This window comes from Saccharomonospora azurea NA-128 (assembly GCF_000231055.2).
GTDB classification, from domain to species: Bacteria; Actinomycetota; Actinomycetes; order Mycobacteriales; family Pseudonocardiaceae; genus Saccharomonospora; species Saccharomonospora azurea.
Genome location: NZ_CM001466.1, coordinates 976,481 through 1,002,250, shown reverse-complemented (window position 1 = coordinate 1,002,250; position 25,770 = coordinate 976,481). Strand labels below are relative to the sequence as shown.

General features: G+C 70.5%; 25 protein-coding genes. 11 read left to right on the top strand and 14 right to left on the bottom strand.

The window, feature by feature from the left end; all coding sequences use genetic code 11:
• Position 1: 1 nt before the first annotated feature.
• The 10 genes from SACAZDRAFT_RS04520 to SACAZDRAFT_RS04475 all read right to left on the bottom strand — a co-directional run bounded on the left by SACAZDRAFT_RS04520 (position 2) and on the right by SACAZDRAFT_RS04475 (position 11,354).
• A complete protein-coding gene (locus tag SACAZDRAFT_RS04520; protein WP_005439124.1) occupies positions 2-682 on the bottom strand; it encodes a TetR/AcrR family transcriptional regulator in 681 nt (226 codons plus the stop codon).
• A gap of 10 nt (positions 683-692) precedes the next feature.
• Entirely contained in the window at positions 693-1,904 is a 1,212-nt protein-coding gene (locus tag SACAZDRAFT_RS04515) for a cytochrome P450 (protein WP_005439121.1), read from the bottom strand.
• Positions 1,905-2,051: 147 nt separating this feature from the next.
• Positions 2,052-3,041: an L-glyceraldehyde 3-phosphate reductase gene (gene mgrA / locus SACAZDRAFT_RS04510; protein ID WP_050983499.1), complete on the bottom strand. Its 990-nt coding sequence runs from the start codon at positions 3,039-3,041 to the stop codon at positions 2,052-2,054.
• Between the two features lie 107 nt (positions 3,042-3,148).
• Positions 3,149-4,177 (bottom strand): iron-siderophore ABC transporter substrate-binding protein, encoded by a 1,029-nt coding sequence (locus SACAZDRAFT_RS04505; protein WP_005439118.1) that lies wholly within the window; start codon positions 4,175-4,177, stop codon positions 3,149-3,151.
• A gap of 116 nt (positions 4,178-4,293) precedes the next feature.
• Positions 4,294-5,340 (bottom strand): Gfo/Idh/MocA family protein, encoded by a 1,047-nt coding sequence (locus SACAZDRAFT_RS04500; RefSeq protein ID WP_005439116.1) that lies wholly within the window; start codon positions 5,338-5,340, stop codon positions 4,294-4,296.
• Between the two features lie 97 nt (positions 5,341-5,437).
• Positions 5,438-6,436: a galactofuranose ABC transporter, permease protein YjfF gene (gene yjfF, locus SACAZDRAFT_RS04495; protein WP_005439114.1), complete on the bottom strand. Its 999-nt coding sequence runs from the start codon at positions 6,434-6,436 to the stop codon at positions 5,438-5,440.
• On the bottom strand, positions 6,433-7,509 hold the full coding sequence (locus SACAZDRAFT_RS04490) for an ABC transporter permease (protein WP_005439112.1): 1,077 nt from the start codon (positions 7,507-7,509) through the stop codon (positions 6,433-6,435). Before SACAZDRAFT_RS04490 ends, yjfF begins: the two co-directional genes overlap by 4 nt.
• A complete protein-coding gene (locus SACAZDRAFT_RS04485) occupies positions 7,506-9,074 on the bottom strand; it encodes a sugar ABC transporter ATP-binding protein (RefSeq protein WP_005439110.1) in 1,569 nt (522 codons plus the stop codon). Before SACAZDRAFT_RS04485 ends, SACAZDRAFT_RS04490 begins: the two co-directional genes overlap by 4 nt.
• 75 nt (positions 9,075-9,149) lie before the next feature.
• Positions 9,150-10,115 (bottom strand): ABC transporter substrate-binding protein, encoded by a 966-nt coding sequence (locus SACAZDRAFT_RS04480; RefSeq protein WP_005439108.1) that lies wholly within the window; start codon positions 10,113-10,115, stop codon positions 9,150-9,152.
• A 165-nt stretch (positions 10,116-10,280) separates the two neighbouring features.
• Entirely contained in the window at positions 10,281-11,354 is a 1,074-nt protein-coding gene (locus SACAZDRAFT_RS04475) for a LacI family DNA-binding transcriptional regulator (protein WP_005439107.1), read from the bottom strand.
• Between the two features lie 279 nt (positions 11,355-11,633).
• On the opposite strand from SACAZDRAFT_RS04475, the gene SACAZDRAFT_RS04465 reads away from it, so the two are divergent.
• Both SACAZDRAFT_RS04465 and SACAZDRAFT_RS04460 read left to right on the top strand, forming a co-directional pair.
• Entirely contained in the window at positions 11,634-12,494 is an 861-nt protein-coding gene (locus SACAZDRAFT_RS04465) for an SMP-30/gluconolactonase/LRE family protein (protein ID WP_005439105.1), read from the top strand.
• Positions 12,491-13,597 (top strand): zinc-dependent alcohol dehydrogenase, encoded by a 1,107-nt coding sequence (locus tag SACAZDRAFT_RS04460; protein ID WP_005439104.1) that lies wholly within the window; start codon positions 12,491-12,493, stop codon positions 13,595-13,597. Before SACAZDRAFT_RS04465 ends, SACAZDRAFT_RS04460 begins: the two co-directional genes overlap by 4 nt.
• A gap of 22 nt (positions 13,598-13,619) precedes the next feature.
• On the opposite strand, the gene SACAZDRAFT_RS04455 is transcribed toward SACAZDRAFT_RS04460, so the two are convergent.
• Both SACAZDRAFT_RS04455 and SACAZDRAFT_RS04450 read right to left on the bottom strand, forming a co-directional pair.
• Entirely contained in the window at positions 13,620-14,381 is a 762-nt protein-coding gene (locus SACAZDRAFT_RS04455; RefSeq protein WP_005439103.1) for an alpha/beta fold hydrolase, read from the bottom strand.
• Positions 14,382-14,450: 69 nt separating this feature from the next.
• Positions 14,451-14,978, bottom strand: a complete 528-nt coding sequence (locus SACAZDRAFT_RS04450; RefSeq protein ID WP_005439102.1) for a CGNR zinc finger domain-containing protein — start codon at positions 14,976-14,978, stop codon at positions 14,451-14,453.
• A 100-nt stretch (positions 14,979-15,078) separates the two neighbouring features.
• Between SACAZDRAFT_RS04450 and SACAZDRAFT_RS04445 the strand changes: the two genes are divergently transcribed.
• The 6 genes from SACAZDRAFT_RS04445 (at position 15,079) to SACAZDRAFT_RS04420 (ending at position 21,798) form a co-directional block, all read left to right on the top strand.
• Positions 15,079-15,945: an alpha/beta fold hydrolase gene (locus SACAZDRAFT_RS04445; RefSeq protein ID WP_408638060.1), complete on the top strand. Its 867-nt coding sequence runs from the start codon at positions 15,079-15,081 to the stop codon at positions 15,943-15,945.
• Between the two features lie 200 nt (positions 15,946-16,145).
• Positions 16,146-17,459, top strand: coding sequence for an ABC transporter substrate-binding protein (locus tag SACAZDRAFT_RS04440; protein ID WP_005439091.1), 1,314 nt, complete (start codon positions 16,146-16,148; stop codon positions 17,457-17,459).
• Positions 17,460-17,471: 12 nt separating this feature from the next.
• Entirely contained in the window at positions 17,472-18,473 is a 1,002-nt protein-coding gene (locus tag SACAZDRAFT_RS04435) for a carbohydrate ABC transporter permease (protein WP_005439090.1), read from the top strand.
• Complete coding sequence (locus SACAZDRAFT_RS04430) at positions 18,470-19,336, top strand: carbohydrate ABC transporter permease (RefSeq protein WP_005439089.1); 867 nt, start codon at positions 18,470-18,472, stop codon at positions 19,334-19,336. The genes SACAZDRAFT_RS04435 and SACAZDRAFT_RS04430 overlap by 4 nt, the downstream gene beginning before the upstream one ends.
• 63 nt (positions 19,337-19,399) lie before the next feature.
• A complete protein-coding gene (locus tag SACAZDRAFT_RS04425; RefSeq protein ID WP_040927909.1) occupies positions 19,400-20,767 on the top strand; it encodes a GH1 family beta-glucosidase in 1,368 nt (455 codons plus the stop codon).
• On the top strand, positions 20,764-21,798 hold the full coding sequence (locus SACAZDRAFT_RS04420; RefSeq protein ID WP_005439087.1) for a LacI family DNA-binding transcriptional regulator: 1,035 nt from the start codon (positions 20,764-20,766) through the stop codon (positions 21,796-21,798). Before SACAZDRAFT_RS04425 ends, SACAZDRAFT_RS04420 begins: the two co-directional genes overlap by 4 nt.
• Here the strand turns inward: SACAZDRAFT_RS04420 and SACAZDRAFT_RS04415 are convergent.
• Positions 21,723-22,994, bottom strand: coding sequence for an ROK family transcriptional regulator (locus SACAZDRAFT_RS04415; RefSeq protein WP_005446865.1), 1,272 nt, complete (start codon positions 22,992-22,994; stop codon positions 21,723-21,725). The two genes, SACAZDRAFT_RS04420 and SACAZDRAFT_RS04415, sit on opposite strands and share 76 nt — an antisense overlap.
• Positions 22,995-23,102: 108 nt before the next feature.
• Between SACAZDRAFT_RS04415 and xylA the strand changes: the two genes are divergently transcribed.
• Entirely contained in the window at positions 23,103-24,272 is a 1,170-nt protein-coding gene (xylA, locus tag SACAZDRAFT_RS04410; protein ID WP_005439085.1) for a xylose isomerase, read from the top strand.
• A gap of 115 nt (positions 24,273-24,387) precedes the next feature.
• On the opposite strand, the gene SACAZDRAFT_RS04405 is transcribed toward xylA, so the two are convergent.
• Positions 24,388-24,996 (bottom strand): TetR/AcrR family transcriptional regulator, encoded by a 609-nt coding sequence (locus SACAZDRAFT_RS04405; RefSeq protein WP_005439083.1) that lies wholly within the window; start codon positions 24,994-24,996, stop codon positions 24,388-24,390.
• A gap of 117 nt (positions 24,997-25,113) precedes the next feature.
• Between SACAZDRAFT_RS04405 and SACAZDRAFT_RS04400 the strand changes: the two genes are divergently transcribed.
• Positions 25,114-25,563 carry an ankyrin repeat domain-containing protein gene (locus tag SACAZDRAFT_RS04400; RefSeq protein WP_232286359.1) on the top strand — a complete coding sequence of 150 codons (450 nt, stop codon included), beginning with the start codon at positions 25,114-25,116 and terminating at the stop codon, positions 25,561-25,563.
• Positions 25,564-25,638: 75 nt separating this feature from the next.
• Positions 25,639-25,770, top strand: a 132-nt coding sequence (locus tag SACAZDRAFT_RS23670) for an NAD(P)-dependent oxidoreductase (RefSeq protein ID WP_040927664.1), incomplete at its 3' end; no start/stop codon positions are given.

The following is a 25,770-nucleotide window of genomic DNA, read 5'->3' as shown; positions in this document are numbered from 1 at the left end:
GTCAAACCTCCGGGGTGTCGGTGTCATCGGGTCGTCGCCGGGGAGTGGCGGGTGCCGACCACAACCCCACGATGGCGTCGACCAGGCCGGTCGCGGCGTCGCACCAGCTGGCTCGGGGAGTGGTGGTCAACTCCGCCAACGCCCGTTCCCGTTCGGCGAGCATGTGCACGATCAACTGCCGCGTCATGTCGCCGCGCTCCAGCCGGACCTCGACCGGGAGCTCGGGAAGGCAGTGGTGGAGTTGTTCGAGGATGTGCAGCAGTGAGGGGGAGCTCAGCGTCTCCTCGTACATGATCGGCCGCAGCGACGGGTCGGTCGTCACCTGCGCGCCGAAGCGCGCGAACCAGGTGGGACTGCCCGATTCGGCGAGGTGCTCGGCGAGCGGGTGCACCAGGCACGCGACCCAGTCGCGCGGATCGCTGGAGCCCGCGGCCCGCTCGACCATGTCGAGCCGCCGCCGCTCGATCTGTTCGTTGTGCCTGCGCACGATCGCGCGGACGAGATCGACCTTCGTCCCGAAGTGATACCCGACCGCCGTGTTGTTGCCCTGGCCTGCCGCCTCGCTGATCTGCCGGTTGGAGACCGCGGTGACGCCGTGTTCGGCGAACAGGCGTTCCGCGGTGTCCAGGATGCGTCGACGGGTGGCGTTCGCCCGTTCGCTCCGGATCGTCCTCACTGCCATGGAGGAATCATCACCAACGCACGGGAAGCGTGGCCAACCCTCCCACGACGAGGCCCTCCACGCGTTCCAGGGCGGACGGCTCGACGGCGAGCTCCAACGTGGGAAGGCGGCGGAGCAACACGTCCAGGGTGGTCTGCAACTCCGTCCTCGCGAGGGCCTGGCCCAGGCAGGAATGCGCGCCCGAGCCGAAGGTCAGATGCGGGTTGGGGCTGCGTGAGAGGTCCATCCGGTCCGCGTCGGTGAACGCGGTCTCGTCGCGGTTGGCGGCGCCCATGTTGCACATCACCGTGGTGCCGCTCGGCACGGTGGTGCCCGAGAGCTCGACGTCCTCGCTGATGAAGCGAGGGAGCCCGATGCCGGGATTGGCGTCGAACCGCAGCGACTCCTCCACGGCGGTGCGCACGAGAGCCGGGTCGGCCACGAGCTGTTCCCAACGCCGCCGGTCGGCCAGCAGCATGCCGACCATCTTGCTGATCATGTTGGCGGTGGTCTCGTGGCCCGCGACGAGCAGTCCGCGGCCCGTGGCGACGAGTTCGGCGTCGGGCATCGGGTCCTCGACGTCCTCGGTGATGAGCGAGCTCAGCAGGTCCTCACCGGGGTCGGCCCGGCGGGCGGCCACGTGGGCGCTCATGTACTTCACGAACTCGGTCTGCGCGGCGTCGATCTCGGACTGGTCGTACTTCGTGAGGTTCAGCAGGGTGTCGGACCAGTAGGAGAAGCGGTCGCGGTCGTCGTCCGGCACGCCGAGGAGGTCGCAGATCACCCACACCGGCAGCGGGAAGCCGAGGCTCGCCTTGAGGTCGGCGGGCCGGCCCCGCTCGACCATGTCGTCGACGAGCCGGTCGGCCATCGCCTCGATGCGGGGCCGCAGGGCGGCCATCCGCTTGGCGGTGAACCAGCGACCGACCCGGGTGCGCCAGCGTCGGTGTCCTGGGCCGGACTGCGGGATGGTGGACGACATCGAACTGTTGAACACCCCGCCGGACTCGTTCGCCGCGATGCGCGCGGCGCCCGCGCCCGTGTCGAGCTGACGCGTGAACCGCGGGTCGGCCAGGACCTTCTTGACGTCGTCGTAGCGTGTGACCAGCGCTGCTTCGTCGCCGCTCGGGAGTCTGACCTTGGCGACCGGGCATTCCTGTCGCAACCGCGTCCACTCGGCGGGCGGCTCCAACGGCGTGGGATTCGGGAGCGGGTAGTCCAACACGGATTCACTGTCGGCCACGATGCGAGTCCTCTCCGTAGCGACCTGTACCCGGTCAGTGAACCGCGCCTCGATGCTCTAAGTCAAGCGCTTGACTTAATGTCCGGTCGGGGTCGGCCGGGCAGTTCCGGTGCTGCCCGGCCGGTCGCCGATCGGGGTCGCAGGTCGCTAGTGGGCGCTGGAGGCCGCCCAGAGGTCGATGCCCGACTCGGTGGCGTAGCGGTCGATCTCGTCGAGTTCCTCCCGGGTGAACGCCAGATTGTCGAGCGCGGCCACGTTGGACTCCAGTTGCTCGACGCTGCTCGCGCCCAGCACCACCGAGGTCATGCGCGGGTCCCGCAGGCTCCACGCGATGGCCAGCTGGGCCAGCGACTGCCCGCGCCGGGCCGCGATCTCACCCAGCGCGCGCACCTTGGCGAGGTTGTCCTCGGACAGGAACTCGCCCGGCAGCGAGCTGTCCCGGCTCGCCCGCGAACCCTCCGGAATGCCCCGCAGGTAGCGGTCGGTGAGCAGGCCCTGAGCCAGCGGCGAGAAGCCGATGCAGCCGACCCCCTCATGCTCCAGCACGTCCAGCAGCCCGTCCTCGATCCAGCGGTTGAACATCGAGTACGACGGCTGGTGGATGCGCAACGGGGTACCCAGGTCCTTCAGGATCGCCGCGGCCTCGGCCGTCTTCTGCGCCGAGTACGAGGAGATGCCGACGTAGAGCGCCTTGCCCTGCCGCACCGCGCTGTCGAGGGCGCCCATCGTCTCCTCGAGCGGTGTGTCCGGGTCGAACCGGTGCGAGTAGAAGATGTCCACATAGTCCAGACCCAGCCGCGCGAGGCTGGCGTCCAGGCTCGCCAGCAGGTACTTGCGCGACCCGCCTTCGCCGTACGGCCCCGGCCACATGTCGTACCCCGCCTTGGTCGAGATGATCATCTCGTCGCGGTGGCCGCGGAAGTCGGTGGCGAGCACGCAACCGAAGTTCTCCTCCGCCGAACCGTACGGAGGGCCGTAGTTGTTCGCGAGGTCGAAGTGCGTGATCCCGAGATCGAACGCGCGGCGCAGGATGGCGCGCTGCGTCTGCAGCGGGCGGTCGTCGCCGAAGTTGTGCCACAGGCCGAGCGAGATCGCGGGGAGCGTCAGCCCGGTGCGGCCGCAACGCCGGTAGGGCATGGAGTCGTAGCGCGTCGAGTCGGCCAGGTAGGCCGGTGGAGTCGGTGCAGTCGTCGGAGTCGTCGAAGTCGTCGAAGTCACGGCCGCATCCTCGCACGCGGCGCGGCTCAGCCGGTGGTGGACGGATCGCCGTCCACGGCCGCCTCCACCTGCGGGACGAGCCGGTCGAGCACGTACGGAACACTCAACACGGACACCTGGGAGAAGGCGTTGCCGAAGTCGTCGTTGTTGTTCACGAACACCTCCCGCTTCTCCTTCGCGGTCCGCAGGGTGCTGTAGAGCGGGTCGCGACGCAGCTCCGCGCCACCGTCGTCGGTGAGCCACACGACGACGTCGGTGTCGAGCACGTCGGCGTTCTCGGTGCCGATGCTCGCGCCGAACCGGTCGCCCACGAGCGTGTCGAGCTCGGGCAGCAGCCGGAGGCCGACGTCGGCCAGCAGCTGTGAACGGGGATCGTCGCCGCCGAAGAGGAAGTAGCCCTCGGACAGTGTCGCCACGACGGCCGTGGCGTTCGCGAACTCGGGGTGGTCGGCGCGAATCTCGGCCAACCGCTGGTCGACGCCCTCGACGAGGCGCCGCGCCTCGGCGGGCTTGCCCACGGCGCGGCCGACGGTCGTGGTCACGTCGCGCCACGGGGTGCCGAAGTCGGGTTGGTCCGGTGGGGGCGCGATCGTGGGCGCGATCTCGGAGAGCGTGTCGTACTCCTCGCGCGTGAGGTCGGAGTACAGGCCCACGATCAGGTCCGGTTCCAGTGCGGCGATCTTCTCGAACTGGATGCCGTTGGTGTCGTCGAGCACCGTGGGAACGGGGTCGTCACCGAGTGCCTGCCGCGCCCAGGGGCCGACCGCGCCCGGATAGTCGCCGAACCAGCGGGTGGTCGCCGTCGGGGTCACGCCGAGGGCGAGGAGGGCGTCGTGGTCGGTGTAGCCGACGCTGACGACCTTGCTCGGCGGGTCGGTGATCGTCGTGGAGCCGTACCGGTGGTCGATCGTGACGGGCAGTGCTCCCGCCTCGGGCTGCACGGCCGGCGGACCGGACTCGTCCGTGGTGGTCGTGCCGGAGCAGGCGGTCAGCACGAGCAGGGCGACGGCGAGGAGGGCGCCGGAGAGGCGACGCCGACGGCGCGCAGCGATCATAGTGTTAGGTTTGCCTAACCAAAGCTTGTCGTCAAGGCGGCCAGTCGTCGGTGTCGTCACAGCGGCCATGCCGTGCGGGAAGTGCGAACACGCGTGCGTGGGGCGCGGACACGATGTCAGAGGCGGGCGGTGCGGTGGATGCGCTCGATGACGTCGAGCACCGCGACGGCGTCGTGCGGGTCGACGGGCAGCTCTCCCTCACCGCGCACCGCGCGCGCCAGCAGCCGGTAGAACTCGCCGTAGTCGCCGGGCTCGGTCTCGACCCGCCGCACGTCGTCGCCCACGCCCAGCACGCCCCAGCGGTCCCGCGGTTCGCGCCCGAAGCCGTCGTCGGTGGGCAGTGCGCCATCACGCAAGGCGTTCTCCTGCGGATCGAAGCCCCACTTCGTGTACGCGGCCGACGAACCGAGGACGTGGAAGCGCGGTCCCGGAAGCGCCGCGAGAGACGAGAGGACGATCTGCGACCGGACTCCGTCGCGGTGGCGCAACACCACGAGTGCGTCGTCGTCGGCCACCCCGGAGGAGTGCGGTGTGCGGACGGCGATGTCGGCCCACAGCGACTCCACCGGGCCGAACAGCTGGAGCGCCTGGTCGATCAGGTGGCTGCCGAGGTCGAAGACGATGCCCCCACCCTGCGAGATCGGCGTGTGCGCCTTCCAGGCGCGAGGGCCGTGCGGCTTCCACGACTCGAACCGTGACTCGAACGTGTGCACGCGGCCCAGGGCCCCGCCGGTCACCAGGTGCCGCAGTGTGCGGTAGTCGCCGTCCCACCGCCGGTTCTGGAACACCGTGAGCAACCGCCCCGCCCGCTGGGCGTGCTCGACGAGGGCCTCGCCCTGCGCTCGGGTGGTGGTGAACGGCTTGTCCACCACGACGTGCAGACCGGCGTCGAGAGCCCGTGTCGCGAGCTCGACGTGCGTCGCCGGAGGCGTGCCGACGACCACGAGATCCAGTTCGTCCGCCTGGGCGAACACGGCGTCGGCGCCGGGCAGCACCGTCACGCCGGGGTGGGCGCTGCGGGCCTGGGCCGCGCGATGCTCGTCGCGGGTGACCACGACGTCGAGGGAGTACGCCGGGTCGCAGGCGAGGAAGGGCGCGTGGAACACCCTGCCGGACAACCCGAATCCCAATACGGCCGTGCGAATCGGTCGAGCGGACGTCATGGCCGGACTCCTTTCCTCACCCACGCTCCACTGTCGAACAGGACGGCTCGGGTCGCGAGTGCGGGAGCCGCGACTGCGACGATCGCCACCCGTCGAGTCAGCGTTGCCGCCGGACGAGGACGCGCTGCATGACGATGAACACGAGCAGCAACACGCCCACCACGATCTTCGTCCACCACGAGGAGAGCGTGCCCTCGAACGAGATGATCGTCTGGATGGTACCGAGCACGAGGACCCCGAGGACGGACCCGACCACGTAGCCCGACCCGCCGGACAGCACGGTGCCGCCGATCACCACGGCGGCGATCGCGTCGAGTTCCATGCCGACGGCGTGCAGGCCGTATCCGGAGAGCATGTACAGCGCGAACAGCAGTCCGCCCAGTGCGGAACAGAGCCCGCTGATCACGTAGACGCCCACCTTCACCCGGCCGGTCTCCAGGCCCATCAGCCGCGCCGAGTGCTCGCTGCCTCCCACGGCGTACACGGTGCGGCCGAACCGGGTGCGGTGCAGGACGTACGCCGCCACGGCCACGACCAGCAGGGCCACCACCACGCCGTAGGTGATGCGCACGCCACCCGGGAGCTCCAGCACGCCCGTGGCGAGGTCGCGGAACGTGCCGTCCTTGATGGAGATCGACTCCACGTCGATGAGGAAGCACAGACCCCGGGCGAGGAACATGCCGCCGAGGGTCACCACGAACGGCTGGATGTCGAAGTGGTGGATCACCAGTCCCATGAGCAGCCCGAGCCCGGCGCCCAGTACCAGGACGGCGACGATCACCAGCGGCGCGGGCCAGCCCGCACGCAGTGTCGACGCGGTGACCATGGTGGACAGTGCCACGACGGCGCCCACGGACAGGTCGATGCCGCCGCTGAGGATCACGAACGTCATCCCCACCGCGAGGACGACGAGGAAGGCGTTGTCGATGAACAGGTTCGCCACCACCTGCCCGGTGGCGAAGCCGTCGTAGCGCACCGAGCCGACGCCGAACGCGACGAACAGCAACGACAACGTCGCGAGGAGTGGCACGAACCGCGACGGCACGACGCTGCCGAGCGCGTGCGTCGCCGTGCGGGTGGGGGAGTCGCTGCTCATGGCCTTGCCACCTTCGCCGTCGGCGCGTCATCACGGAGTGCTTCGGCAGCCGGGGGCGGCGTCCGGCGTCGCCGCAGCAGCGCTCGTGCCTTCGGCGACTGGACCAGGCACACGGCGAGCACGACGAGCGCCTTGAACACGAGCGTGACCTCGGACGGGATGCCGATCGTGTAGACCGTGGTCGTCAGGGTCTGGATCAACAATGCGCCGACGAGGGTGCCGGTGAGCGAGTAGCGGCCGCCCGACAGCGCCGTGCCGCCGAGGACGACCGCCAGGATGGCGTCGAGCTCGATCCACAGTCCCGCGTTGTTGGCGTCCGCCGCGCTCACGTCGGCGCTGATCATCAGTCCGGCCACGCCCGCGCACAGGGCCGCGAACACGTACACCGTCCACACGATCGTGCGGGACCGCACGCCCGCGAGCCGGCTCGCGGTGGGGTTGACGCCGACCGCCTCGATGAGCATCCCGAGCGCCGTCCTCCTGGTCAGGAACGCGACGAGGACGAACACCGCGAGGCTGATCAGGATCGCCAGGGGGAGCAGGACGAAACCGGCGCCGACGGCGGCGTAGGTACTGTTGTTGACGGTCACGATCTGCCCGTCGGTGATGAGCATCGCGATGCCCCGGCCCGCCGTCATCAGCACGAGCGTCGCGATGATGGGCTGGATCCCCAGCACCGACACGAGGAACCCGTTCCACGCACCGAGTACGACGCACAGGCCGAGCGCGAGTCCCATGGCGACGAACGCCGTGGACGGACTCGCCGGATCGCCCGCGCCGGCGATGGAGGTGCACGCGACCGCGCCCGCGATGGCGGCCACGGCCCCCACCGACAGGTCGATGCCGCGGGTCGCGATGACGAGCGTCATGCCCAGCGAGATCAGCAACGTCGGGGCGCCGTTTCTGAGGATGTCGACGACGCTGCCGTACAGGTGCCCGTTCTGCAGCCGGACGTCGAGGAACGACGGCGTGACCACCACGTTGACGACGAGCAACGCCACGAGCGCCAGCAGCGGCCACGTGAGTGTGCTCCGCCGCAGCCGGGCGCCGACCCCGACGCCGCGATTCGTCATGAGGCAGCCCTCTCCGGAGCGGGACCCTGGCGGGCGATCACGTCGAGGACCTCGTCCACGGTGACCCCCGGATTGCGCAGTTGCGCGATCGCGCGCCGGTCGCGCAGCACCACCACCCGGTCGGCCAGGCGCACGACCTCGTCGAGCTCCGCCGAGATGAAGAGGATCGCCAACCCCTCGGCGGCCAGGTCGGCGACGAGCTTCTGGATCTGCGCCTTGGCGCCGACGTCGACGCCCCGGGTCGGCTCGTCGAGGATGAGCAGGCGGGGTTCGGTGACGAGCCAGCGGGCCAGCAGCACCTTCTGCTGGTTGCCACCGGACAGCGTGCCGACCAGCGCGTCCGGGGTGGCGGGGCGGATGTCGAGCAGGGCCACGTACCTCTCGACGAGCTCGTCGGCGACCCGGCGCGGAACCGGCCTCGCCCAGCCGCGCGCGGCCTGCAGCGCGAGCACGAGGTTGTCCCTCACCGACAGGTCCGCCACGAGGCCCTCGCCCTTGCGGTCCTCGGAGCAGAACCCGATCCCGTGCGCGATCGCGGCCCGGGGGGAACGCAGTGTCACCCGGCGTCCGTCGAGTTCCACGTGACCGGTGTCCGCGCGGTCCGCACCGAACAGCAAGCGGGCGAGCTCGGTGCGCCCCGACCCGAGGAGCCCGGCCACACCCACCACTTCGCCCGCCCGGATCTCCAGGTCGAACGGCTCGATCGCGCCCTTGCGGCCGAGTCCCCTCGTGCGGAGCAGCACCGGCGCGGCCGGGTCGGGACGGTCCCGCTGCTCCGTCCGTTGTTCGAGACGTTCCAGGGTGCCCAGTTCGCGTCCCAGCATCGCCGAGACCAGGCCGAGCCGGTCGAGTTCCGCGGTCGCGTACTCGCCGACCAGCGTGCCGTTGCGCAGGACCGTCATCCGGTCGGAGATCTCGTACACCTGGTCCAGGAAGTGCGACACGAAGAGGACGGCCACACCGTCGTCCCGCAGGACCCGCACGATGCGGAAGAGCTCGGCGACCTCGTCGGCGTCCAGACTGGACGTCGGTTCGTCGAGCACCAGCACGCGCACGTTCACCGCCACGGCCCGGGCGATGGCGACGAGTTGTTGCACCGCGACGGGGTGGCTCCCCAACGCCGAGTCGGGATCGACGTGCAGGCCGATGCGGTGCAGCAGTTCCCCGGCGCGGGCGCGCACCGCGCGGACGTCGATCGCCCCGCGTCGGCGGGGTTCGCGGCCGAGCAGGATGTTCTCGGCGACCGTCAGGTTCGGACACAGGGGGACTTCCTGGTACACGGTGCTGATCCCCGCCTCCTGCGCCTCGCCGGGACCCGCGAAGGAGACGCGCTCGCCCCCGAGCCGGACGACGCCCGCGTCGACGGGCTGTGCGCCGGTCAACGCCTTGATCAGCGTGGATTTCCCCGCGCCGTTCTCGCCCATCAGGGCGTGGACCTCGCCGGGGAACAGCCGGAAGTCGACGTCCTGCAGGGCGGTCACACCGGGGAAGCGGACGGTGATGCCGCGCATGTCGACGACCGGGTCGGCGGATCGGGGAGAAGACGTTCTCGAAGCCTCGGTCATGGTGTGCCTTCGTCCTCGGGAAGCGGGGCGCCGCCCCGCACGTCCACGGGGAGGCGCTCCGCCGAGCGGATGTGCTCAGTACTTCCGGTCGGGCAACACCTCGGCGGCCTGCTCCTGGGTGAAGGTCGTCTCCTCGACGACGACGCGCTCGGGGACCTCCTCGCCCGCGACGACCTTCTTCGCCAACTCCATGAGCTGGTCGCCGAGCAGGGGGTTGCACTCCACGATGAAGTTGATCCGGCCGTCCGCCAGCGCCTGCATGCCGTCCTTCACGGCGTCCACCGTGATGATCTTGATGTCCTCGCCGGGGGTCAGGCCCGCGGCCTCGATGGCCTCGATCGCGCCCAGGCCCATGTCGTCGTTGTGGGAGTAGACCACGTCGATGTCGTCGTGCGCCTTGAGGAACGCCTCCATCACCTGCTTGCCGCCGGAGCGCGTGAAGTCGCCGGTCTGCGAGGCGATGATCTCGATGTTCGAGCCGGCGATCGCCTCGGCGAAGCCGGTGTGCCGGTCGATCGCGGGCGCGGCGCCCGTGGTGCCCTCCAGCTCGACGACGTTCACACTCGACTCGCCCTGCGACTCCTCGACGAGCCACGCACCCGCCTTGCGGCCCTCCTCCACGAAGTCCGAGCCGAGGAACGTCTCGTACAGCGACGTGTCGTCGGAGTCGATGGAGCGGTCGGTGAGGATCACCGGGATACCGGCGCGCTGGGCCTCCAGCAGCACCGTGTCCCAGCCGGTCTCGACCACCGGACTGAACGCGATGACGTCGACGCGCTGCTGCACGAACGACCGAATGGCCTTGATCTGGTTCTCCTGCTTCTGCTGGGCGTCGGAGAACTTGAGCTCGATCCCGGCCCGTTCCGCCGCCTCCTGCACCGACTTCGTGTTCGCCGTGCGCCAGCCGCTCTCGGCGCCGACCTGGGCGAAGCCCATGGTGATGGTGTCGTCGGCCGCGCCGGAGGAATCGCCGGAACCGCAGGCCGTGAGGGCGCCGAACAGGGACACCGCGGCTGCCGCGGCCACCAACTTCCTGAGCACTGCTCCTCCTCCTGATCGCGTCGCGAGCCGGGACCGGGCGCGAGTACTCCGCCGCGGGGTGAGCTGCGTCACCGACGCGATCAGTGTGAACGCTCACATGGGGACCGTCAAGGCGCCTTTTCCCAGTGCTGTTCTTGCTTGACGTGATGCGGAAGCCGCCGTATGTTAGCGCTCACTTTTGCGGCGACTCGTGCGACGACGTCGGCGTCCGACGCTGCTCTGCCGCACGACGAGCTCCGGAGCCACCGTCGTCGTCCTGCCCGAGGCGTTCTCGGCGGCGGTGTCGATGAGCTCCAGCAGCAGGTCGATGCTGCGGCGTCCCACCGCGTCGAAGTCCTGGCGCACCGTGGTCAGCGGGGGAGTGAAGTAGGCCGACTCCGGGACGTCGTCGAACCCGGCCACGAGGACGTCGTCGGGCACGGACACCCCGTGCTCGTGGAAGGCGCGCAGCACGCCCAGCGCCATCTGGTCGTTGGCCACGAACACCGCGCGCACGTCGGAACGCTCGGCCAGGAGCTGTCCCGCCGAGTAGCCCGACGCCGGACTCCAGTCGCCGCGCAGCGGCTCCGGGGCCTCGGCGCCCGCGTCGCGCAGCTCCTCGCGCCAGCCGGTGATCCGGTTCTGCGCCTCCAGCCACCCGTCCGGCCCGGCGACGTGCCACACGGTGGGCGCCCCCTGGTCGAGCAGGTGGCGCGTCGCGAGGCGGGCTCCGGCCACCTGGTCGACGCACACCACCGGGCGGCCGTTGCCGTCGCCGCCCTCCACGACGACGAGGGGTAGATCGGCGGGTGCGTCGGCGAGGGCGTCGACGGTCGCCCGCTGGGGCGCGATCACCACGACGCCTTCCACGGACTGGCTGGTCAGTCGTCGCAGCGCCTGCTGCACGGCGTCGCCGTCCGGCGCCCGCATGCTGGCCACGCTCACGAAGTAGCCCGCGCTGTGGGCGGCCTGCTCCAGGCCGGCGAGCGTGCTGGCGGGACCGTAGAGGGAGGCGTCGAAGCCGACCACGCCGATGACCTTCGTGCGCTTGGAGGCGAGTGCGCGGGCGGCGGAGTTGGGGCGGTAGCCGAGTTCCTCGATGGCCGCGAGGACGCGCGTGCGCGTTCCGGGGGAAACGGACGGGTGGTGGTTGAGCACGCGCGACACCGTCTGCTGGGACACTCCGGCCAGCCGGGCCACGTCGGCCATCACCGCGGGCCGCTGCGTGTGCCCCGGTGCGGCCGGTGCGTTCCTCGCCATTCCTACCTCCGGAATATCGGTTTCGACCCGACGCTACCGCTGGATGTCCGGCACCGTGTCGCACAGGTGCCGCGGCGAGGGCGGCGGGATGGGCATGGTGAGCGATCACATCGAGGACTCGAAGCGGGCAAGGAACCGGTGGCGGGAGAACGACGTCGGCTTGACCACTGGGATGTTAGCGCTAACACTGGCATCGTGCCTGGTGGCCGAGGTGCCGGAGGAGGACCGTCGGATGGTCGTGGAGTCAGTCGAGTCGGTCGAGTTCACGGAGGTGTGGCGGTGCCGCGCGCGGAGCAGGTGACCGACGTCTGTACCGACCACGGCGAAGGTCCCGTGTGGGACAGCGGTGCGGCTCGGCTTCGCTGGGTGGACCTGCTGCGCGGTGACGTGCTCGGCTGGGCTCCGGGTGAGTTGGCCGTGTCACGGCAGCGGGTGTCCACAGTGGCCGCCGCCGTGCGACCTCGGGTCGGGGGCGGGCTCGTCGTCGCGGTGGAGCGCGGCTTCGCCCTCACCGACCCGGAGACCGCGGAGGTGACGACGCTGGAACCCCTGTGGGACGACGAGTCGGTGCGGATGAACGACGGCGGCTGCGACCGGCAGGGGCGGTTCTACTGCGGCTCGATGGCCTACGACGAAACCCCGGGGCGCGGCAGCCTGTACCGGCTCGACCCCGACGGCACCACGCGCACGGTGCTCACCGGAGTGACCGTGTCGAACGGCATCGCGTGGAACGCCGACGGCGACACCGTGTACTACATCGACTCGCCGACCCGGCGCGTCGACGCGTTCGACGTCGACCCCGGCACGGGGCGCTTCTCCGCCCGGCGCACCGTCGTGCACGTCGCGGCCGAACACGGTGTGCCCGACGGCTTGGCGCTCGACGTCGACGGCGGCCTGTGGGTGGCGTTGTGGGGCGGCGGCGCTGTGCACCGGTACACGCCCGAGGGCGTGCTGGACGAGGTGATCGACGTGGGGCCGTCCCAGGTGACCGCGTGCGCGTTCGGCGGCCCGGACCTCACCGACCTCTACATCACCACCTCGCGGCAGGGGATCGCCCAGGACGCGCAGCCGACCGCCGGAGCGCTGTTCCACTGCCGCCCGGGCATCGCCGGTCTGCCCACCGCGGCGTTCGCGGGATGACCGAGGACGTGCAGCCGGAGCGGACGGGACGGCCGACGAAGGAGTTCGCGATGACCAGGGGCACCGGTCCGGACACCGGCGAGGAGGCCGGGGCGACGTATCGTGCCGTGCGGCTCGAACAGCCGGGAGAGCTGAGCATCGTCACGACACCGCGCCCTCGGCCCGCGGCCGGGGAGGCTCTGGTGCGTGTGGCCTACGCGGGCATCTGCGGTTCGGACGTGGAGCTGTTCACGGGTTCCCGACCCGCGGCGTACGCCCGGTATCCGGTCGTGCCCGGGCACGAGTGGTCGGGCACGGTCGTCGCCGTCGGGTCCGGTGTGGACGGTGCACTCGTCGGCCGCTCCGTGGTGGGGGAGGGATTCCGGTCCTGCCAACGCTGCCCCGCCTGCCGGCGGGGCGAGCCCACCGTCTGTCACGGCGCCTACGACGAAACGGGGTTCACCCGCGACGGCGCGTGGGCGGACTGGCTTTGCGTCCCGGCGAGGCTGCTGCACGTCCTTCCGGCGGGTGCCGATCTGCGCTCGGCAGCGGGGCTGGAACCGGCCGCGTGCGTGGCGGAGGCGTGCCTGAGGCTCGACGTGCGGCAGGGCGATCGGGTCGCCGTGGTCGGCGGTGGGACGCTCGGGTTGCTCGCCACGCAGCTGGTGCGGGCCCACAGTCCCGCCGAACTCGTCGTCGTGCACCCGGAGCTCGGCCGGTCCGAGCTCGCCCTCGCGTGTGGAGCGAGCCGTCTCGTCCTTCCCGACGAGGGTGAGACGCTGGCCGGACGGTTCGACGCCGTCGTGGAGGCGGCCGGGCACACCGGCACCGCCGCGACGGCCGTGCGCCTGGCCCGGCGGGGTGGCCGAGTCGTGCTCACCGGCATTCCCGGCGAGCACGACGTACTCGGCACCCGCGACCTCGTCACCGACCAGATCACGCTGCACACCGTGTTCGGCGCACCGCCGCGGGCGTGGGTGCACGCGGTGCGGGCGTTCGCCGTCGGCACGCTCGTTCCGGCACGGATCATGACCCACGAGTTCGGTCTGGAGCAGGTCGAGCAGGCCCTGCGCACGGTCGCCGATCCCGCCGCGGGCGCGGTCAAGGTGCTGGTGCGGCCCTGACCGGCTTCGGTGCCGCGCGTGCCTACGGCGCCTCGCGCAGGAAGGTTTCCAGACTCGTCGCGAGAGCCACCGGTGTCTCGTCGATGGCGTAGTGCCCGCAGTTGGCCAGCACGTCCACGGTGCAGTTCGGGTACCACCGGGTGAACGTCTGCCGCATGGTGGCTTCGCCGAGCGCCGGATCGTGTTCGCCGACGATGACCTTCACCGGTGTCGGGTCGCCCTCGATGTCGGCGTGGAAGTCGGTCTTCGCCCAGGCGAGCAGGTAGTCGGCGAACGCCCGCTCGTCGGAGTGCTCCAGGGAATGGCGGACCATCGCGTCCAGCCACACGCCCGTCAGCCGGTTGCCCGTGGTGAGGTCGACGATCGCGCGGCGCTTCTCCGGGTCGGTCGCCGCGCCCGAGAACAGCGCCCAGCCGTCGTCGTCGAACGGAACGCCCGAGGCCGGGACGGGCGAGATGCCGACGAGCGAGCGCACCCGCTCGGGCGCGTCGGCGAGCACGCGCTGCATGACGGAGCCGCCCATCGAATGGCCCACCAGGGAGAACCGCTCCGCCGACACCGCGTCGGCCACGGCGCGCACGTCGGACGCCGCCTCGGCGAGGGTGTGCTCGCCCGGTTCGCCGCGGCGGTCGCCGTAACCGCGCAGGTTCACGAACACGTAGCGGAACGCGGTCGGGTCGAGATGGGGGATCAGCGGCTGCCAGGCACGCGCGGAACCGAACCAGCCGTGCACGGCGATGACCGTGTGTTCCCCGCTGCCGACGACGTCGTATCCAGTGGCCACGTTGCCTCCTCCTGCGGTGCGGTCTCGCGCCGGACTGTACCTCTGCGGGCCAGTGGCGGGCGGGTCCGCTCACTGACCACTCGTTCTGCCGGGAGGGGCGGAACCTCGGGTGCGTTCGTAGTGGCGCCTGGCCTTCATGCGGTTGCCGCAGGTCGCCATCGAGCACCAGCGAGCCCGGTTGGCCTTGCTGCGGTCGAGCAGGAACAACCGACATTCGTCGTTGCCGCACGGCCGGAGGCGTCCCGGCAGGTGTTCGTCCACCCAGGCCCAGGCCAGCACCACCCGTGCCGCCAGACGCCGGTCTGGTTCCGTGACCAGTTCCCACCTCAGGCCGGCGTCGCTGAGGTGGGGGCGCTGATGGACTCCGTCGAGTGCCGCCGCCAGCACGGTCGCGGGAGCCCGGCCCAGCACGACCTGGCTCACGTGTTCTCGGAGACGTCGCAACAGCCGCAGTTCGTGCGGTGTCCCGGTGCCACCACGGGCGGTGGACCACCGTCGTGCCGCGCGGTCGTCGGCGAGCTCGTCGTGTTCGACGCCGTCCTTCACCGGCCTGGTGTTGAGCAGCGCGAGCAGGAGCTCGCAGTCGTCGTCGGCCATCACCACAACAGTCTAACCAGTATCGGATTGTTGACAGGGTTAGGGTAGCGGGCTACAGTCGCCGGCAACCTAACTGGATAAAACCACTGAAGGGGTTAGATTGAGCGACGTGCGCCACCGGGCCGTGACCGTCTCCGGCCATCGGATCTTCTATCGGGAGGCCGGGCCGAGGCAGGCTCCGACCGTGCTTCTTCTGCACGGCTATCCCGCGAGTTCACACATGTTCCGCCACCTCGTCCCGGCACTGGCCGACCGTTATCACGTCATCGCCCCGGATCACCTCGGGTTCGGACACTCGGACACGCCGCCGGTCGACGACGTCGACTACAGCTTCGACACGCTCGCCTCCGTCACCGAGGGTCTGCTGGACGCGGTGGGGGTGGAGGAGTTCGCGGTCTACGTGCAGGACTACGGGGCGCCCATCGGTTGGCGACTCGCGTTGGCGCACCCTGAGCGGGTCTCCGCGATCGTCAGCCAGAACGGCAACGCCTACGACGCAGGCTTCGTGGAGCCGTTCTGGGAGCCGATCTGGGCCTACGCGGCCGATCCGAATCCCGACAACGAGGCCGTCCTGCGCGACGCCCTCGGCTGGGACGCGATCCGCTGGCAGTACACCCACGGCGTTCCCGACCCCGCTCTCGTCAGTCCCGACACGTGGACGTACGACCACGCGCTGTTCCAGCGCCCCGGTGTCGAGGCTGCTCAGCTCCGGCTGTTCGCCGACTACACGAGCAACGTCGCCCTGTATCCGCGCGTGCACGAGTACTTCCGCGAAACGCAGGTGCCGCTGCTCGCCGTGTGGGGTGCCAACGACGAGATCTTCGGCCCTGACGGTGCCCGCGCGTTCCGGAGCGACCTTCCCGAGGTCGAGATCCACCTCCTCGACGCCGGGCATTTCGTGCTCGAATCCGACTTCGACACCGCCGTGGGTTATCTCCGCGGCTTTCTCGGCCGGACTCTCGCGTAGTCGCCGAGGGGGTTCCGAGCCACCTCGGCGCATTGGGAGCGCTCTCGAAGTTGCGGCCCCCTGACGCTCCGGTTCCTGCGGCCGCTTCGATAACGACCTGGTCATGGGTCATTGACACTCGATGGGATGGCGGGGCAGGCTGCTGTCCTGACTGGGAGCGCTCCCAAAATCCGTGTAGCCCAACCCGACAAGGGGTCACCGTGCGACACCATCTCCGACGCACCGGACAAGCCGGGCCCGCCAGACGTGCCATCGCCACCGCCTCCGCCGTCGCCGCGGTCGGCTTGGTGACCGTGGCCTGCGGCGGGGACGACGCCGCCGCCGACGGCAAGCTCCAGCTCAGCATCTCGACGTTCAACGAGTTCGGATACGAGGAGCTGTACGCCGAGTACGAGCGCCTGCACCCGGACATCGACATCGTCGTCCACGAGACCGGTCAGGGCGGTCCGTACCACCAGTCGCTGTTCACCAAGCTCGGGGCGGGGTCGGGCCTCGACGACGTGGTGGCGGTCGAGGAGGCGCACCTTCCCGAGGTGCTCGACAAATCGAGCCGCTTCCACGACCTCACCGAGATCGGGCCGAAGGAGGCGGGCCCCGACCGCTGGCTCGACTGGAAGTACGAGGCGGCCCTCGACAAGGACGGCAGGCTCATCGGGTACGGCACGGACATCGGGCCGCTCGCGATGTGCTATCGCAAGGACCTCTTCGAGCAGGCGGGTCTTCCGTCCGAACCGGACGAGGTGGCCGAGTTGTTCGAGTCGTGGGACAGCTACTTCGCCGCCGGTGACGAGTTCGTCGCGAACGTCGACGGCGTGGCGTGGTTCGACTCGGCGGCGCAGATCTTCAACGCGATGCAGAACCAGCTCGACGTCGGTTACTTCGACCGCCAGGACCGGTTGACGGTCGAGTCGAATCCCGAGATCAAGCGCAACTGGGACCGGGTGACCGACGCGGTGGCACGCGGACAGTCGGCGGGACTGGTGGCGTTCTCCAACGAGTGGAACAGCGGCTTCACACAGTCGGCGTTCGCGACGAAGACGTGTCCCTCGTGGATGCTCGGGGTGATCGAGGAACAGGCCGGCGAGGACCTCGCGGGCGCCTGGGCCGTCACCGACGCCTTCCCCGGAGGCCCGCGCAACTGGGGCGGGTCGTACCTGGCCGTTCCGACGCAAAGCGAGCATCCCGAGGAGGCCGCGGCACTGGCGGCATGGTTGACCGCTCCGGAGCAGCAGATCAAGGCCTTCAAGGCGGCCGGGGTGTTCCCGAGCCAGGTCGAGGCGCTGGAATCGCCGGATCTGCTGTCGGCCACCAACGACTACTTCGACGGCCCGCCCATGGGGGAACTGTTCGCCGAGCAGGCGAAGGCGATCGGCGAGGCCCAGTACAAGGGGCCGGGTGACGGCAAGATCCAGGAGAACGCGCTGAGCCCCGCGTTGCAGGCGGTGGAGCAGGGCACGTCACCGGCCGAGGGCTGGGAACGGTTCGTCGACGCCGCCAAGCAGATCGCGTCCTGACGGGGAGCGACCGTGACACAGTCGAGCCCCGCTCCGGCGACCACGCCGGAGGACAGGGACGAGCCCACCGGCTCCCCGGCGCGTCCGGCTCGCCCGAGCTGGCGCGACCGGATGAGCCGGTGGGACGTCCGGTACTCGCCGTACCTCTACGTGGCGCCGTTCTTCGTCATCTTCGGCGTCGTCGGGCTGTTTCCGCTGCTGTACACCGCCTACGTCTCGCTGTTCGACTGGGAACTCATCGACGACGACCCGTCGTTCCTCGGCGTGGGCAACTACGTCCAGCTCTTCGGCGATCCGCAGTTCTGGACCACGCTGACGAACACGCTCAGCATCTTCCTGCTCTCCACCGTTCCGCAGATCGTCATCGCGGTCCTGCTCGCTGCCCTGCTCAACACGCGGGTGCGGTTCCCCACGGGCTGGCGGGTCGGTGTGCTGATGCCGTACGTAGCGAGCCTGGTGGCGTTGGGCATCATCTTCGCCAACCTCTTCGGCCCGCAGTACGGGCTCGTGAACGGGGTTTTCGAGTTGCTGGGCCTCGACCGGATCGACTGGCAGGCCGACCGCTTCGCCAGCCATGTGGCCATCGCCGTCATGGTGAACTGGCGGTGGACGGGCTACAACGCGCTGATCGTGCTGGCGGCGATGCAGGCCATCCCGAAGGAGGTCCACGAGGCGGCCGTCGTGGACGGGGCGGGCGCCGTCCGGCGGTTCGTCAGCGTCACCCTGCCGATGCTGCGGCCGACCCTCATCTTCGTGGTGATCACCTCGACCATCGGCGGTCTGCAGATCTTCACCGAGCCCAAGCTGTTCGACGCCATGCCCGGGTCGAACAACGGCGGGTCCACCCATCAGTTCCAGACGATCACGCTGTACCTGTACCAGGCGGCGTTCGAGCGTGAGGACCTCGGCTACGCCTCCGCCATCGCGTGGGTGCTGTTCCTGATCGTCATCGGGATCGCGCTGATCAACTTCGCTCTTACCCGGCGCATCGCCTCGACGGGAGGAGATCGATGAGCGTGTTCCTTCCCGCCCGTCCTCGACGGCGGACGCGAATCCCCCAGCCGGGGAGCCCGAACTTCTGGGTCTACGGCCTGCTCACGGCGTTCGTGCTGGGCTCGATCTTCCCGTTCTACTGGTCGTTCCTCGTGGCCAGCCGGGACAGTTCGATGCTCACCGAGCAGGTGCCGCCGCTGGTACCCGGTGGCAACTTCTTCGCCAACGCGGCGCGCGTGTTCGACACGGTGCCGTTCTGGAAGGCGCTTGGCAACAGTGTCATCGTGGCGGGGTCGGTGACGATCTCGACGGTGCTGTTCTCCAGTCTGGCCGGATTCGCGTTCGCCAAGCTGCGGTTCAAGGGCCGCAACGCGCTGTTCCTCTTCGTCGTGGCCACGCTGGCGGTGCCGACGCAGCTCGGCATCATCCCGCTGTACATGGCGATGGCCGAGCTCGGGTGGGCGAATGAGCTGCAGGCCGTGATCGTGCCCAACCTGGTGACCGCGATCGGCGTGTTCTGGATGCGGCAGTACACGGTCAGCGCGGTGCCCTACGAGTTGATCGAGGCCGCGCGCGTGGACGGGTGCTCGATGATCCGGGTGTTCTGGCACGTGTGTCTGCCCGCCGTGCGCCCGGCCGCCGCGTTCCTCGCGATGTTCACGTTCATGACCTCGTGGAACGACTTCCTGTGGCCGCTGGTGGCGCTCGGTCCCGACAACCCGACCGTCCAGGTGGCGCTGGAGAAATTGCAGAGCGGTTACTACGTGGACTACTCGCTGGTGCTGGCCGGCACCACGCTCGCGACGGTTCCCGTGCTGATCGTGTTCTTCCTGCTCGGCCGCCAGATCGTGGCCGGGATCATGCAAGGTGCAGTGAAGGGATAGTAGGTGTCGACGAACGATCAACACAGGACGTCCTTTGTGGAGGCCGGTGCCGAGGCAACGCCCGTGGAGTTCCCCGCCGGCTTCCTGTGGGGCGTGGCGACGGCGGCGTTCCAGGTGGAGGGATCGACCACGGCCGACGGCCGTTCGCCGTCCATCTGGGACACCTTCTGTGCGCGGCCGGGAGCGGTGAAGAACGGCGACACCGGCGATCCGGCGGCCGACCACTACCGGCGGATGCCCGACGACGTCGCCCTGATGCGCGAGCTGGGCGTGGGCGCCTACCGGTTCTCCCTGGCCTGGCCGCGGGTGCGCCCGGACGGCGGCGAGGTGAACCCGGCCGGGCTGGACTTCTACGAGCGGCTGGTCGACACGCTGCTGGCCGAGGGCATCACCCCGTGGCCGACTCTGTACCACTGGGATCTGCCGCACGCGCTGGAGGAACGGGGCGGGTGGACGAACCGCGACACCGCCTATCGTTTCGCCGACTACACCGCCGCGGTGCTCGACCGGCTCGGCGACCGGGTGTCCACGTGGACCACGTTGAACGAGCCGTGGTGCTCGGCGTTCCTCGGATACGGCTCCGGGCGGCACGCGCCGGGCCGGACGGAACCGCGGGCGGCGGTCGCCGCCGCTCACCACCTGCTGCTGGCCCACGGGCTGGGCGCGGAGGTCGTGCGCTCGACGGCAGCCGAGAACCGGGTGGGCATCACCCTCAACCTGTTCCCCGTCTCGCCCGCCGACCCGGACAGCGCCGAGGACCGCGAGGTGGCGCGGCGCGTCGACGGCGTGCAGAACCGCCTGTTCCTGGACTCGGTGTTGCGGGGTCGCTACCCCGACGACGTGCTCGCCGACCTGGAACCGTTCGGGTTGCGCGACGTCGTGCTGACGGGCGACGAGGCCGTGATCGGGGGAACGGACTTCCTCGGCGTGAACTACTACCGCGACCACTACGTCTCGGCGGTGCCGAACGGGAAGTCCGGGCCGGCGTCGGAATGGGTCGGAGCCGAGCACGTCAGTTTCCCGAAGCGGGGACTTCCGCAGACGGATTCGGGCTGGGACGTCAACGCCGAGCCGCTGACCGGGCTGCTGCTGACGCTGCACACCGACTACCCGCGGGTGCCGCTCTACATCACCGAGAACGGCGTGGCCTACGCCGACGTCGTCGACGAGGACGGCCGGATCGACGACACCGACCGCATCGCGTTCGTCGAGCAGCACCTGAGGGCCGCGCACCGGGCGGTCGAGCAGGGCGTCGACCTGCGCGGCTACTTCTACTGGTCCCTGCTCGACAACTTCGAGTGGGCCGAGGGCTACGCCAAGCGGTTCGGGCTTGTGCACGTGGACTACGGGACCCAGCGCCGGACGCCGAAGGCCAGTGCTGCATGGTATTCGCGAGTGATGGCGGACAACGGTTTGGCAGGACGAGGATGACCCAGCCCGGGGACGTGGCGGTCGAGCAGCGTGGCGCGCCCACTCTGGAGGAGGTGGCGCGGGTCGCCGGGGTGTCCCGCTCGACCGTCTCCCGGGTGATCAACGACGCACCGGGGGTGAGCGGGCGGGCCCGGCAGGCGGTCAGGCGGGCGATCGAGACGCTCGGGTACGTGCCCAACGAGGCCGCGCGCAGTCTCGTCACCCGCAGGACCAACTCGATCGCACTGGTGGTCTCCGAACCCGGCGAACGTGTCTTCGCCGATCCGTTCTTCGCGGGCGTCCTCCGCGGTGTCCATGCCGGACTGTCCGGGAGCCACCGCCAACTCGTGCTCACGATGCTCGCCGAGGACGACGACGGGGCGCGGCTGGAGAAGTACCTGTGCAGCGGTCACGTCGACGGTGCGCTCGTGGTGAGCATGCACGGTGAGGATCCACTGCCGCAGCGCCTCGCGGAAGCCGGACTTCCCGTGGTGGCGGGAGGGCGCCCTCTCACCGGAGGCGCGGTGCCGTACGTCGACGCCGACAACTTCACCGGCGCGCTGTCGGCCGCGCGGCACCTGGTGGCGAGCGGTCGCCGCCGTATCGGCACGCTCGCCGGGCCCAGCGACATGGCGGTGGGCATCGACCGGTTGGCGGGATGGCGACGCGGAGTGTCGGAGGCCGGGCTCGCCACCGACACCGTCGTGCACAGCGACTTCACGATCGAGGCGGGCGCCCGGGCCATGGCGGACCTGCTCGACGCCCATCCCGACCTCGACGCCGTGTTCGCCGGGGCCGACATCATCGCCGTGGGCGCGTTGCGGGAGCTCGCGGCGCGAGGCCGGAGCGTGCCGGACGACGTGGCCGTGGTCGGCTTCGACGACTCTGTCCTGGCCACGACCGTGACACCGCCGTTGACGACCGTGCGGCAGCCCGTCGAGGAGCTCGGCCGCACGATGACGTGGCGGCTGCTGGCTCAGCTGGCGGGCGAGGAGCCACTGCCTCCGTCGATCCTGCTGCCGACCGAGCTCGTGGTGCGCTCCTCCGCCTGACGGTCCCGCAGGACGTAGGCGTCCGGGTCGTCGAGCACCGTGCGCAGGGCGGCCGCCGCGGCGCCGCGGACCGCGGCGTCGGCGCCCAGCACCGAACGTCGCACCTCCACGTCTCGCCGCGCCGAGCCCACGATCCGCTCGGCGAGTTCCGCGGAAAGCGGCTCGCTCAACCACGGGTGCAGGCGCGCGTAGATGCCGCCGAGCACGATCGTCGGCACGTCGAGGAGGTTCACCACCGCCGACAACGTCGAGCCCAGGGTGCGGCCGGCGGCGCGGACGGCCGCCCGGGCGGTGCGCTCGCCGTCGTCGAGCAGGGCCACCAGCGCGTCGACGTCGTCGGCGCGGGCCCGGTCGAGGAGAGCGTCCTTGCCCGCGAGCCGTTCGAGGCAGCCGCGCGCACCGCACGAGCAGCGCGGGCCACGCGGTTGCACGGGAAAGTGGCCGAGCTCGCCGCCGAAGCCGTGCACACCGTCGAACAGCGTGCCGTCGAGCACGATGCCCGCGCCGATGCCGATCTCGCCGGAGACGTGCACGAAGCTGGTCGGGGCCGGGCCGGTCTCGCGGCGCAGGGCTTCCCACTCCGCGACGGCGGCGAGGTTCGCCTCGTTGCCGACGACGAGCCGTCCCGGTAGCGCGGGAACGTGTGCCCTCAGCTCGGCGGCGAGGTCGACGTCCTCCCAGCCCAGGTTGGGTGCGACGGTCACGCGGCCGCTGCCCGTGTCGACGAGGCCGGGCACGGCGACACCGACTCCGGCCACGGTGCCCCGTTCGCGCTCGGCGCGGGCGAGTTCCTGTTCGAGTTCGTCGGACACCCGGGACAGGATGCGGCTTGGTGTGCGACCTCGGTTGTCGGTGCGCCGCACGCGTTCGCCGCGCACCTCGCCGGTCAGACCGATCAGGCAGGTGGCGAGGTAGTCCACGCCGATCTCGACACCCAGCCCGCACGGCCCATCGGGCGACAGCGACAGCGACGTGCCGCGCCTGCCGGGGCCGCTGCGGTGCTCCCGGCCGTGTTCGCGCACGAGCGAGGCGGCGACCAGCCGGTCGACGAGGGTCGAGACCGTGGCCTTGGTGAGTCCGGTGCGCGCGGCGATACCGGCCCGTGACACTCCGGGCGTGCTCGCGATCGCGTCGAGCACGAGGGTCGAGTTGTGCCGTCGGACGGTGTGCTGGCCTGCGGGACCGCTGTCGCTCACGGGACCATCGTATTCGTTCACCCGCTGAACCAAATACTTGACCACCGGGGAGTGGTCGGCATAAGTTCAGTGCTCGAACTATTAACGACTGGCAAGCGGGAGGACAGCGTGGTCGGGACACCCGTGGCGGAGGACAAGTTCAGCTTCGGCCTGTGGACGGTGGGATGGCGGGCCAACGACCCGTTCGGCGAGGCCACCCGTCCCGAGCTCGACGCCGTCGAGGCCGTGCACCGGCTCGCCGAGCTGGGGGCGTGGGGCGTGACGTTCCACGACGACGACCTCATCCCCTTCGGCAGCGACGAAGGGGAGCGCGACAAGCGCATCCAGCGGTTCCGCACCGCCCTCGACGAGACCGGCCTGGTCGTGCCGATGGCCACCACCAACCTGTTCACCCACCCGGTGTTCAAGGACGGTGGACTCACCAACAACGACCGCGACATCCGCCGGTTTGCGCTGCGCAAGGTCATGCGCAACATGGACCTCGCCGCCGAGCTCGGAGCGACGACGTACGTGCTGTGGGGCGGCCGGGAGGGCAGCGAGACGGACGCGGCGAAGGACGTGCGCGCCGCGATGGACCGCTACCGCGAAGGCATCGACACGCTGGCGCAGTACGTGCTCGACCAGGGCTACGACCTGCGGCTCGCGCTGGAGCCGAAGCCGAACGAACCACGAGGCGACATCCTGCTGCCCACGATCGGCCACGCACTCGCGTTCATCTCCACCCTGGAGCACCACGAGCTCGTGGGCGTGAACCCCGAGGTCGGGCACGAACAGATGGCCGGGCTCAACTTCGTGCACGGCATCGGTCAGGCGTTGTGGCAGGGCAAGTTGTTCCACATCGACCTCAACGGTCAGCACGGACCGCGCTACGACCAGGACCTCGTGTTCGGGCACGGCGACGTGCTCTCGGCGTTCTTCCTGGTCGACCTGCTCGAACACGGCGGCTACGACGGTCCCCGGCACTTCGACTACAAGCCGCCGCGCACCGAGGACATGGAGGGCGTGTGGGCGAGCGCCGCGGCCTGCATGCGGTCCTACCTGCTTCTGCGTGAGCGGGCGAAGGCGTTCCGCGCCGATCCGAGGGTGATCGAGGCCCTCGACGCGTCGCGTGTGCCCGAGCTCTCGAAGCCCACGCTGGGCGAGGGCGAGTCGCCCGCCGACCTGCTGGCCGACCGCACGGCGTTCGAGGACTTCGACGCCGAGGCGGCGGGCCGCCGCGGCTACGCCTACGCGCAGCTGTCCCAACTGGCGTTCGACCACCTGGTGGGCGCCGCCTGACACGCCGCCGTAGCGCCGTGTCCGCAGTCTGCGCACGCGTGTCCGCACTCCACGCACACGTGTTCGCAGTTCGTGTACGCCCTCGTCGCGAACCGTGCCCTCCGCGACGGGGGCGTCACGAGTGCAACGCCTCCGCCCCGAGCACCAACCGGACGCAGTGGGTGGTGAGCCGCTCGCGCGAGACGTCCAGCGTCCCGCTCACGTAGGCGACGAAGAGGTTGGCCAACCCGCCCACCAGGGCGGTGGCGGTCATGGTCCGGTCCGCGTCGTCGACGCGGTCGGACAGTTGCTCGCGCACGAGGTCGGCGAACAGCGGCAGCCGTTGCACGCCGACACCCCGCAGCGCCGGGTCCGCGAGAGGTGCGAGCAGCAGCACGCGGCCCTTGCGCGGGTCGTCGAGTACGAGGGTGACGAACGCGGACACCGCGGCCTCGGCCCGGTGCCGGGGTTCGGGCCCCGCCAGGTCGACGGCGTCGACCAGCACCTGGTGCGCGAGGTTCACGACATGGTCGTAGACGCCGACGACGAAGCCGTCCCGGTCGGCGAAGTTCTCGTAGAAGTACCGTTCGGTGAGCTGCGCGGTCCGGCACACCGCCCGCACGCTCACCGCCGCGCCGCCGGGATCGCCGAGGAGTTCCAGCCCCGCCTCGATGAGCCGCCGCCGGCGCGTGGCCCTGCGGTCCGCCAGTGTGGTGCCCGCCCAGGTGCGCTCGGTGCCCGTCATCTCCGCTTCCCGTGGTCGACGACGTGTGTCTCACGTCGGTGCGGTGAAGCGTATCGCCGGGTTCCCCGACGACGTCGTTCCGCTGAGGGACGGGTGCCGTCGTGGCACGCTGAGGACATGACCGACAGCGCCGACCACGGCGTCGACGGTGCCGACGGTGCCGACGACGGTGCCGCCGCGCCCGACCCGGACGAACTGCTCGAACTGTGGGCGCGCGTGTTCGGCCTCGCCCGCGAGGGGCAGAGCGAGACGCTGGCGGCCTACGTCGACGCGGGAGTCTCGCCGAACCTCACCAACGACAGGGGCGACACGCTGGTGATGCTGGCCGCCTACCACGGTCACGTCGAGACGGTGCGCGCACTGCTGCAGCGGGGCGCCGATCCGAACCGGCTCAACGACCGTGGGCAGAGTCCGCTCGCGGGTGCCGTCTTCAAGGACGAGCCCGAGGTCGTGCGGGCGCTGCTCGACGGGGGTGCCGACCCCGCCGCCGGGCATCCGTCGGCCCTGGACACGGCACGGATGTTCGGCAACTCCGCGATGCTGGCCCTCCTGCGTCCCGAGGTGTGAGACGTCCACCCGGATCGGGGGAGACGCCCGCCACGGCTCCCGCCGCGCGCGCGGATGCGGCGGCAGTCTGAACGCATGCCGCAGGAGCAGCACTACCTGGCCGGACTCGATCTGCGAGGGCGCGCGGTCGTCGTCGTGGGCGGCGGCACCGTCGCGCAGCGCCGGTTGCCCCGACTGTTGGCCGCGGGCGCGGCGGTGCGGCTCGTC